At 45.8% G+C, this 10,634-nt stretch carries 9 protein-coding genes and 2 tRNA genes; 8 read left to right on the plus strand and 3 right to left on the minus strand.

What is annotated here, in order from left to right; all coding sequences use genetic code 11:
• Positions 1 to 94 precede the first annotated feature (94 nt).
• The 4 genes from RIG27_RS08195 to RIG27_RS08210 all read left to right on the plus strand — a co-directional run bounded on the left by RIG27_RS08195 (position 95) and on the right by RIG27_RS08210 (position 4,113).
• Positions 95 to 475 (plus strand): DUF7682 family zinc-binding protein, encoded by a 381-nt coding sequence (locus RIG27_RS08195; protein WP_446344105.1) that lies wholly within the window; start codon positions 95 to 97, stop codon positions 473 to 475.
• 89 nt (positions 476 to 564) lie between these two features.
• Complete coding sequence (locus tag RIG27_RS08200) at positions 565 to 1,740, plus strand: cysteine desulfurase family protein (RefSeq protein ID WP_446344107.1); 1,176 nt, start codon at positions 565 to 567, stop codon at positions 1,738 to 1,740.
• An 81-nt stretch (positions 1,741 to 1,821) separates the two neighbouring features.
• Positions 1,822 to 1,893 (plus strand) — tRNA-Thr (locus tag RIG27_RS08205).
• Positions 1,894 to 2,490: 597 nt separating this feature from the next.
• Positions 2,491 to 4,113 (plus strand): MBL fold metallo-hydrolase, encoded by a 1,623-nt coding sequence (locus RIG27_RS08210; protein ID WP_446344109.1) that lies wholly within the window; start codon positions 2,491 to 2,493, stop codon positions 4,111 to 4,113.
• A gap of 70 nt (positions 4,114 to 4,183) precedes the next feature.
• Here RIG27_RS08210 and tnpA read toward each other — a convergent pair whose 3' ends face one another.
• Positions 4,184 to 4,606 (minus strand): IS200/IS605 family transposase, encoded by a 423-nt coding sequence (gene tnpA / locus RIG27_RS08215; RefSeq protein WP_446344111.1) that lies wholly within the window; start codon positions 4,604 to 4,606, stop codon positions 4,184 to 4,186.
• Positions 4,607 to 4,684: 78 nt separating this feature from the next.
• Between tnpA and RIG27_RS08220 the strand changes: the two genes are divergently transcribed.
• Positions 4,685 to 6,097 carry an IS200/IS605 family accessory protein TnpB-related protein gene (locus RIG27_RS08220; RefSeq protein ID WP_446344113.1) on the plus strand — a complete coding sequence of 471 codons (1,413 nt, stop codon included), beginning with the start codon at positions 4,685 to 4,687 and terminating at the stop codon, positions 6,095 to 6,097.
• 229 nt (positions 6,098 to 6,326) lie between these two features.
• On the opposite strand, the gene RIG27_RS08225 is transcribed toward RIG27_RS08220, so the two are convergent.
• The gene (locus RIG27_RS08225; RefSeq protein ID WP_006103541.1) at positions 6,327 to 6,638 is read right to left on the minus strand and encodes a DUF6679 family protein; all 312 of its coding nucleotides are present in this window, start codon (positions 6,636 to 6,638) and stop codon (positions 6,327 to 6,329) included.
• 1,000 nt (positions 6,639 to 7,638) lie between these two features.
• A complete protein-coding gene (locus RIG27_RS08230) occupies positions 7,639 to 7,875 on the minus strand; it encodes a hypothetical protein (RefSeq protein WP_446344115.1) in 237 nt (78 codons plus the stop codon).
• Positions 7,876 to 8,187: 312 nt separating this feature from the next.
• Between RIG27_RS08230 and RIG27_RS08235 the strand changes: the two genes are divergently transcribed.
• The 3 genes from RIG27_RS08235 to fba all read left to right on the plus strand — a co-directional run bounded on the left by RIG27_RS08235 (position 8,188) and on the right by fba (position 10,406).
• Positions 8,188 to 9,057, plus strand: a complete 870-nt coding sequence (locus RIG27_RS08235) for an aldose epimerase family protein (RefSeq protein WP_446344117.1) — start codon at positions 8,188 to 8,190, stop codon at positions 9,055 to 9,057.
• A gap of 68 nt (positions 9,058 to 9,125) precedes the next feature.
• Positions 9,126 to 9,197 (plus strand) — tRNA-Lys (locus tag RIG27_RS08240).
• Between the two features lie 129 nt (positions 9,198 to 9,326).
• The gene (gene fba, locus RIG27_RS08245) at positions 9,327 to 10,406 is read left to right on the plus strand and encodes a class II fructose-bisphosphate aldolase (protein WP_446344119.1); all 1,080 of its coding nucleotides are present in this window, start codon (positions 9,327 to 9,329) and stop codon (positions 10,404 to 10,406) included.
• Positions 10,407 to 10,634: the final 228 nt, after the last annotated feature.

The raw sequence follows: 10,634 nt of genomic DNA on the forward strand, positions 1-10,634 counted from the left end.
ACTTAAATCACGTTTTCCACAACCTAAATGGGGGAAATCACTATCAGGAAGACAACATGGTCACGTCTAGGGTTTGAACCCATACCACCGTTCTATGTCGAGACGAAAAAAGACATTTCCGTGCGGTCATAAGGGGTATGGTCAAACCTGCCACCGATGTGAGCAAGAAAACAAGGCACGGGAAGCTAAAAAGCAACAAAAGCAAGAATGGGAGTCTACTTTTGACAACGATCCCATTGATTTAAAGGATTTGCCCACCCATGTCGTGGTCAAAGCCCGTGTGATTATTGCCGGATTGGAAGAACAAAAGAACTACCGAGAGTTTGGCGGTAAGCGACTACGCCACAATCGCTGGATTGTCAGTATCCCGGTTACCCGTAACTACCGGATGATTTGTCATGATTACGGGAGTTTGTTGGTTCCCTACGCTGTCTTGTCCCATGAAGACTACAATGTGGATAAACCCGGTGAGTAGAGGGATAAAAGAGTTTTGACCCTTCGCTTCGCTTAAGGGAACCTGGTTTTGAGTTTTGAGTTTTCGCCGATTGGAAAAGGCTGAACACTATGCAAATCTATCTCGATTACAGCGCCACGACACCCCCCCGCCCAGAAGCGATCGCGGTGATGCAAGGGGTATTGACTCAGCAGTGGGGTAATCCCTCTAGCTTACATGAGTGGGGACAACGGTCTGCCACTGTCGTGGAACAGTCGAGAATGCAAGTGGCTGGCTTAATTAATGCGCCAGCCGATGGGTTGATTTTTACCTCAGGTGGCACAGAGGCAGATAATCTAGCCATTATGGGGATTGCCAAAAATTATAGGACACCCCAGCATATTGTGGTTTCTAGCGTGGAACATTCCGCGATCGCTCAACCTGTTCGCTGGTTGGAAACCTGGGGATGGCAAGTGACACGATTGCCTGTGGATCGCGGGGGACGGGTAAATCCCCGTGACTTGGAAGACGCCCTGCAACCGAATACAGTATTAGTATCCGTCATCTATGGTCAAAGTGAAGTGGGGACGTTACAACCCATTGAAGCATTGGGACAAATTGCCCAGGATCATGGGGTACTGTTCCATACAGATGCCGTACAGGTGGCGGGACGACTGTCCATTGATGTGCGACAGTTGCCGGTGGATTTGCTGTCAATGTCAAGTCACAAGATTTATGGACCTCAAGGAGTGGGGGCGCTGTATGTACGTCCTGGGGTTGAATTAGTGCCACTGTTGTGGGGTGGGGGACAAGAAAGGCAACAGCGTTCAGGGACACAGGCTGTTCCCGCGATCGCGGGATTTGGTGTCGCCGCCGAATTAGCAACAGCAGAACTGGCAACGGAAACCCCTCGATTAATTCGGTTACGCGATCGCTTGTTTAATCAACTTAGCAACATCCCTTACTTAAAACCCACTGGTTCGCTCCGACACCGCTTACCTCATCATGTCAGTTTTTGCCTAACCAATATCCCAGCATCTCAATTGGAGGGAGTAACAGGCAAGACGATGGTGCGTCAGCTTAATCTGGCAGGGATTGGCATTAGTGCGGGTTCTGCCTGTGATAGTGGCAAACTCAATCCCAGTCCGATTTTATTGGCAATGGGCTACAGTGAGCCAGAGGCATTGAGGGGCATTCGCTTGACGTTGGGGCGACAAACCACAGAAGCCGATGTGGATTGGACAGTGATGGTACTCAAGCAGGTTCTAGTCCGGTTATTGCCAGAACCAGTATTATTGAAGGTTTGACAGTTCAAGAGGGTGTAGGGCGTAGGGGTGAGAGGAAACCCTTCCCTACTGCTGATATAATTTGTTATGCTAAACGAAGTTGCTGGTGTAGCTCAGTGGTAGAGCAGCTGATTTGTAATCAGCCGGTCGCAAGTTCAAATCTTGTCACCAGCTTAGTGTCACTCCTAGGTGCGGATAGGTCAATTACAGAACGGTGGGCAAGTATGTTCATCATGCTTTCCTGGCTTACCCTGCTGGTACGTGAAAAGCTGATTCAACCTGACCAGAAATTTCGTGGTAAAATGAGTATCTGTACTGAACAGACCAAAATACTGATCGGTCAAAACTATTCAGTAGAGTTTCAGATCCTGTTTTTCAGATAAAAGAAAGTAAACTATAGATGGATATCAAACTGATTTTAGTGGTCTTAACCATTCTTTTTACCGTATCCTCTCTCATTTTTGGCACTAAGAACGGGTTCTACGATTCAGATAACTATCACGGCAACGGTTCAGCCCACTAATCTGGGATAAGCTAGCCCAGATATTTATGACATCATATTGAGCAGTAGCCTGCTGCTTATATACCGTCTGCTTGTATACCTTCAATACACTCGTTGATAGAATCAGGTTTTCTAGACAGTTAACCGAAAAGATTAGGCAAAAAATGCTGAGAAATAAGGTTTAGAAGCATTGTCGATGTATTTATGGTTCTTCAAGTGAGTGGGTTGTCAAGCAACTGGCAAAGCGCAGAACCGTCTTCTCAAAGTTCATGAGCAATCAACGCCCAGTGACATCCTCAGCAGAGGATGATCAATTAGCCTGTTTTACTTATGGTGTTGGTCATGGTGCAGAGGGAGTTTGTTTGCTGGTGCAAATGGGACCCCACCGCATCCTAATTGATTGTGGGTTAGAAGATATTTCGCCTCTAAAAGCTCAAGCTAATTTGCCAGTGGATGTGGTTTTATGTAGCCACGCCCATAGCGATCATGCCCAGGGGTTGCTAGCACTACACCAAGCATTTCCGCAATTACCAATTTACGCCAGTGAAGTCACAACTCAACTATTACCCCTGAACTGGACGCATTTACCTCCAAAGGAGATTCCCGGATTCTGTCAAGCGCTTCCTTGGCGATCGCCGATTGAATTCCGAGAAGGATTAAGCGTGCAATTGTTTCCCGCAGGACATCTACCGGGAGCCGCCGCATTTTTATTAACCTATACAAGTCCAAATCGCACGTATCGACTCCTGTATACGGGTGACTTCTTTATCTCAAATTCGCGGTTGGTCGAAGGGTTGTCAATTGAAGCCTTACGAGGTACAAACCTAGATGTCTTGATTATCGAAGGGAGTTATGGGACGGCGCGACACCCCCATCGACGGCAACAAGAGAATCAACTCGTCGAACGAATTGATCAAGCATTGGCGGCAAATCGTTCTATTTTGCTACCCGTACCTACCTTGGGTTTGGGTCAAGAAATCTTGATGCTACTGCGGAGTCATCACCAGTTTACTGGACGCAATCTGGATATTTGGGTAGATGGTACAGTTGCCAAGGGGTGTGATGCTTACTTAGAACTCCTACCTCATCTCCCCCCATCGGTACAAAACTTTGCTCGCCATCAACCCTTGTTTTGGGATGAACGGGTGAAACCGCGTGTGCGTCGCTTAGATGAGCAGCAACGAAGTGCGATCGCGCGGGTCACCAGCATCGTTCTGACTGACGAAACGGCTGACTTGAGGGTTTACTGTCATTCTAACCCCACATCTTGGACAGTGCTGCAACCCGAACGCCTGAGATATCCGCCTTCAACCCCTGACTTGAACATTACAGATGTAGAAACGTATCGGTTAACTGAGCATAGTGATTGTTTAGGAACCACTCAGTTAATCCATAATCTTCGTCCTCAACATATTATTTTTGTTCATGGCTCTCCTACGTACCTGGCTGATTTAGCTGGATTGGAAGAGTTACAAAACCGCTATCATCTCCATACCCCATCAGCAGGAACTCTAATTGAACTGCCAATTGGAGAAACATTTATCCAACCCGCACCACCACCAGAAACCAATTACGAAGGAGAGCTAACCGAGTTGGGTACGGTGGTTACTATCACCTTACCAGAGGCAATTGCGGCTGACCCGCGCTGGCAAGATTTTGCGGATACAGGTTTAGTGGAAGCTCGTTGGCAGGGAGAGGAGCTGGTCTTACGCGGCTTGTCCCAACGTGAACTGCTTAATCAGAGCAGTTCGGTGAAGATGCCTGCTAATATTGAGTGTTGTGCCAACTGTCGCCATCAACGGGGTCAGCGCTGCTGGAATTCTGCCTCTCCCCTCTACTCGTTTAAAGTTACACCAGAGGGATATTGTCCAGTTTTTGAACGAAATAGTTGAGCGCAGTCCCCATCTAGAATCTTTGATTTAGATGGGGTTAGCGAAACGAAGACAATAAGCGGCAGCATCCTTAGTCTGGTTTTTCCTGGTTTTTCACGTACTCAATTAGTTTATCTAGGGTTGCCCCGGTTCCTACTGTAATTAAAGCGTAGCTACTAGCCCAAAACATAGGTTTTGGTGACCAGTAGAACTGCTTCAGATGCTGTTCATACTCTTTCCTCATCAGTCGAGAGGAAACAGTCTTCAGGTTGTTAACCAGCCGGGAAAGTTCAATACTAGGGATGGCCTCAAACAAAATGTGAATATGGTCGCTTTCTCCATTAAATTCCACCAACCCGCAATCCCATTTATGTAATGTCTCTCTAAATATCTCGTTGAGCCTGTCAATCATTTCGCTGGTCAGGCTTTTGTTTCTGAACTTAGTGACAAGCACGAGATGATAAATCAGCCGAAACGCTGAATTGGAGCGAGTCTTGAGTCTTGTTGTAGTCATGTAGCTAATTTCACAACCAAATTGACAACTAAGTCGTTCAAGTGTAACATGATATCCATACAGGCTCAGGTCGAGGCTATGGTTAAGAAAAGGGCTAAAAAGCAATCCAAACGGAAAAAGGCGCAAAAAGAGTCAAGCATCAGAACCGATGTTTGGCAATTAGTTATGACGCAAGAGCAGCACCGATTAGCCGTCTTGACCGTAGCAGAATATCGCCTTTTTCTGAAGCCGTTGGTACTCATTAGCTATTGGAATTGGGAAAATCTCTCTAGATTAAACAGTTCAGAAAAAGTCAATACTTTAGAAAAGCTGATTCACAAGACAGTAGACAACCTCAGTCCTAAATACTATTGGTACTTCCACAAAGCTATCAGCAACCATCCTTCATTTCGCAAGTTTCCCAGCTACCTAAGACGTGCTGCAATTCAAGATGCTCTAGGCATTGCCAGCAGCTTCGTTACTCGGTGGGATGCCTGGAAAAGAGGAGAACAGAAACATCGGTACGACAAGCCTCCCAAATTGACCTCGATGTGCAACAGCTATCCAGCCATGTACAAAGGTCAGCAAATTAAATATCATTCCAGTTTCACCTCTGTTGATCTGAAAATATGGAATGGTACTGATTGGGTTTGGATGCAAGGTGTTTCCATCAAAAAACATGGAAAAAGTCGGCACACCAGAAAGGGGGCAAAGCTGTTGTCTCCTTCTCTGATTGCCAACAAGCGAAGTATTCATCTTTCCATGCCCATTGAGATCAACCCTCAACCTCTACCTGATTCAGATTATGTTTGTGCTATCGACATTGGCATAAACACAACAGCCACCTGCTCAATAGTTGGCAAAGACGGTACTGTAAAAGCTAGGAAGTTCATTAACCCTGCTGGAGACATAGACCGTCGCGATCAACGTAAGCAGCGCATTGCACGAGCGTCCAAACTAACTCGAAAAATCATCAACCAGGACTTGCCTAAAGGTTTCTGTCAAGGTTTGTATCGAAAGTCTAAAAATATCAACAAACATATTGCTCAAACTGTTTCTAGGCAGATTGTTGAGTTTGCTGAAGAACATCAAGTTAACGTGATTGTGTTCGAGGACTTATCGAATTGGAAAGCTAAAGGTGGGAAGCATGGATCTTTACAAAAACAGCGTTTTCACCAATGGTGCAAGGACAAACTGGTTGAGCTAACCATTCAGAAATTCTCCGAGTTGGGTGGAAAGGTACGCAAAGTTAACGCTAAATACACCAGTGCTTACGCCTTTGACGGTAGTGGGAAAATTAAGCGGAGTAACAAGAAGTATTCCCAAGCTATATTCCAGAATGGGAAGCGCTACAACGCTGACCTATCTGCTTCCTACAACATCGGCGCCAGATATTGGTACGCGGTATTAACTAATAGTAAATTTACTAGGGTCTGGGCAGGCAGAAGTTCCTCCCAGACGCTGCGAACGCCAGTTACGCTTAGTACCTTATGGGATCCAAGCAAAGCCTAGCATAAGAATCCCCATCCAGAATTTTTAATTTGGATGGGGTGCGTTCAATCGATCACACCTCCCACAGAAACTTAGTTAGAGGATATCCCCGTGTAGGGGCGGGTTTTACAGATCAAATTTGGCTACGTGCTACATACTGATAACTTGATTAAACCCGCCCTTCTAGAGGAGCAGAGGAGCGGGGGGTAAACAAAGGACAAATGACCAATGACCAATGAAACCTAATTTTTTACTCTTGATTAGACTCAGGGAAGCGCGGGTGAATTTGTTCAGCTTCTGGACAATCGTCAGACACGAGCGGGTCAAAATTTCCTCGCGTCACAGAAGCCAGTTTTTGAGTAACTGAACCGATGCTTTCTAAGCGAACCATTTCCTCCCAGGAGCAAATTTCGTCTTCTTCGTCAGTTTCGTAGCGAATGGTGACTAAATCCCCTTCAATATCAACAATATGAGCGCGTTCAATCCAACGTTGCTGATCCCGCAAGAAAATACAGACCTCACGACCATCGCAACACAGTTGATAAATCTTGCGGTGTAGCATATTTGGCTTCTCCTAAGCAGATAACTCTTCCAATACGTCTGGGAGCAAGTCGCCCCGGTCTTTAGGATAATTCAGGGACCGTTTTTATCCAAACTTAACTTCGGATAAGGTGACTCAGTTTTCCCTCGTCAACAATGATATCCCTACTATCGTTATACTTCTCGGTCAATGCTTAAAAATTTAGCTGGCATTTAACCGGAATTTGGATCATCAATTCAGGATATTTTTCACTAGACAGAAAAAACCTTGAGATCTTCAACGGAATCGGGACAACAACATTGGTGATAATTTGGTTGGTGATAATTTGGCTCAAGGTAAAGGTGGAGAGCAATTTCACCTGTGAGCAAATAACCGATATTTGAGGGATTGGCATTGGTAAAGAGCCATACAAAGAAAATAAAACCGTGTATTTCGCCATTGAGACTAGCGCACTTTAATCCAGGTTATACATCCTGGTTGATAGGTACTATGTAGGTGTTTGAAGTTTAGACATGTCCGGAAAAATGTAAATTTTATCAGGATTGACTGAGTAAAATTCACTTGGGCGAATGTCTATGTATCCCAGCGCTGAATCTTTGATTACAGCGCCAAACTTATAGCCTTCCCTCACCTTTAGTTAAGGCTTGTGTTAAGGGTTTACTTTCACCGCCGACTTGCCAGCCTTTTGTTGCTTGACAAATCACACTTGAAAGGAATTAACCCTTTGGTCGCATTTTAGCACATTAAACTGGTGATTTATAGGGGAATTGAGCCTCACTCCCTTAACTGACTCAATAGAAAAACTAGGGCGTGAGATGAATCGTCGCACAAGTAAGCTAACCCTATTCAGTTTCGCGGTGCTTAAATCCAGATTTTTGCTAACCGACGACTCCCTTTATTGGCTTCGAGCCCAGCCGATTTTCAATCTTTCCCTGAAACGTGAGGTCAAACCTGCTGTAAATCCTTGGTTACTGATCACTCTATGCTGATCCCGGTTGAAGCTGGGGAATTTACACGCCTGTTACAACACGCCTGTTACAGCGCTTTGCCTGTGCAGATCAGGAAATGACAGAAAGCGAGTATCATGAGCCTCCCGCTCTATTTGACCCGACTTCACCGCCTCATAAAGAACAGTCAAAGCCTCAAGGTCTGATGTTTGATACCCTTTTATTTCCAGAATTTGGCGAATTAACCCCTCAGAAGCAACGCTGAGGCAGCCGGTTTTAAGAGCCGATTGGACAAGAGTGCGAAGAATCATAGTAACCAAGCATTTGTAATCATAGGGGGTACTCCTAACACTATCGACCATCTTCGCGTTAAAGACCTTGATAAGTGTCAGTTGCTTGGTGTGATTATCAACACATTATAGAGTGATGTGTGTCACTCTATAACCAAATTATCGCCTGTAGGCACCCCTGAACCCTAAAATTACAAGAATTGCTTATGTACTATCCTAAAGGCTTTTTGTTAAGAATTTGTAAAATTAGCACCATTTTTTTGAGAAGAGTTTGTTAAAGTTAGTCGTGCCGCTAACTCCAGCCGCTCAATTATTAAGGAAATCAACAGACAGATGTTTGCGATCGCGCTCAAACAGGAGCAATACTCAACCTATATCCTCACTGCCCAAGACTCTAAGTCTCGGTTGGAAGTCGTTCCCGAACGCGGCGGTCTAATTTCTCACTGGAGTGTTCAAGGTCAGGACATCCTCTACTTCGATGCCGAACGGTTTCGAGACCCAACCTTGAGTGTGCGGGGTGGTATCCCGATTCTGTTTCCCATCTGTGGCAACTTACCCGACAATACCTACACCCATCAGGGCAAACCCTATCAACTCAAACAGCATGGTTTCGCCCGCGATTTGCCCTGGCACGTCACAGAACGAGTGACGAATGATTTGGTTAGCCTAACCCTAGTCCTCAATAGTAATGACCAGACTCGCGCTGCTTATCCCTTCGACTGGCAACTCACCTTCACGTACCAACTTCAGGGCAATACCTTAACGATTCACCAGCGCTATACCAATCAGTCTTCAGAGGTTATGCCCTTTTCCACAGGATTACATCCGTACTTCTTGAGTTCAGATAAAACCCAACTACAGTTTGAGATTCCGGCGGCGGAGTATCAAGATCAGCTAACCGGACAAGTTTACCCCTTCAAAGGCGGCTTTGATTGGAGTGAGGATGAAATTGATATCGCCTTTCGCCCGATCACAGGTCAGTCGGCAACGGTGACGGATCAGCAACGACGGTTAAAACTAACCCTGAGCTATGATGAACTCTACTCAACTCTGGTTTTCTGGACAGTTAAAGCCAAAGACTATTACTGTTTGGAACCCTGGAGCGCTCCCCGTAACGCATTAAATACAGGAGAGAATCTCACCAAGTTGGCTCCTGGAGAGAGTTTGGAGACTTCCGTACAACTTAACGTCACTTTTTTTTGAAAAACCCTCTACATTTTTGGTGATTTCTGCTATTGTAGAAAACGGCGCTTGAAAACGCGCATGACTTTGGGTCGCTAGCTCAGCGGTAGAGCACTCGGCTTTTAACCGATTGGTCTTGGGTTCGAATCCCAGGCGACCCATCCTGTCATATTTATTTTTCTTTATAAGATAATTTCCTATAAACTGAAAAATATCTTAAGATTATTCTAAGAATTAAGTTTCTAGAAACGACTAGCAGACAAAACACCTAAAGTTAGGAGGACTTTTTTATGGCGCTCGTACCCATGCGGCTGCTTTTAGATCATGCGGCGGAGAATGGCTATGGCATTCCAGCATATAACGTTAACAACATGGAGCAGATCCTGGCAATTATGCAGGCTGCTGATGAAGCTGACAGCCCCGTGATTCTACAAGCCTCTCGCGGCGCTCGCAAATATGCAGGTGAGAACTTCCTGCGCCACTTGATCACGGCAGCAGTGGAAACTTACCCCCATATCCCCATTGCTATGCACCAAGACCATGGGAATGGTCCAGCTACTTGCTACTCGGCTATCCGCAATGGTTTCACCAGTGTGATGATGGACGGTTCACTGGAGGAAGATGCCAAAACTCCAGCTAGCTTCGAGTACAACGTAAATGTCACGGCTGAAGTGGTAAAAGTTGCTCACTCTGTCGGCGTCAGCGTTGAAGGGGAACTGGGTTGTCTCGGTTCTTTGGAAACGGGTATGGGTGACAAGGAAGATGGTCACGGTGCAGAAGGTAAGCTGTCCCGCGAACAATTGTTGACTGACCCGGATCAAGCGGTTGAGTTTGTTGAGCGCACTCAAGTTGATGCTTTAGCCGTAGCGATTGGCACAAGCCACGGTGCTTACAAGTTTACTCGTAAGCCCACGGGTGAAATCCTTGCCATTAGCCGGATTGAGGAAATTCATACCCGTCTACCTAATACCCATTTGGTGATGCACGGTTCTTCCTCTGTACCCCAAGAGTGGCTGGATATGATCAACCAATATGGTGGTGCAATTCCAGAAACTTACGGTGTGCCTGTAGAAGAGATTCAAAAGGGCATTAAGAGCGGTGTGCGTAAGGTTAACATTGATACCGACAATCGTTTGGCAATCACCGCCGCGATTCGCGAAGCGGCTGCCAAAGATCCTAAAAACTTCGACCCGCGCCATTTCATGAAGCCTTCTATTAAGTACATGAAGCAGGTTTGCTCAGATCGTTATCAGCAATTCGGTACGGCGGGTAATGCTAGCAAGATTAAGCAAATGACATTGGATGAATTTGCGGCTAAGTATGCTAAGGGCGAGTTAGCGGCTGTTACTAAGCAAACTGTAAAGGCTTAATCGTTGACCGGGTAACACCCATTTATAGCGAATCCCCCGTCTGTTAACGGGGGATTTTGTTGGTTGAGGAAGAGCAATTACTTCATAATTCACCTTCAACCGCAAGGAGGCTCCCGCCATAATCTTTGATTTGGCGGTGAGAGGAATTGCGGTCAGGATGCATCGACATCATTACTCATTGCAGTGATATAATTATGGAATGGAAAAGCAAGTGTTAACGATAGTCTG

Origin of the sequence: Coleofasciculus sp. F4-SAH-05 (genome assembly GCF_040222985.1) — a bacterium.
Taxonomy (GTDB): Bacteria; Cyanobacteriota; Cyanobacteriia; order Cyanobacteriales; family Coleofasciculaceae; genus Coleofasciculus; species Coleofasciculus chthonoplastes.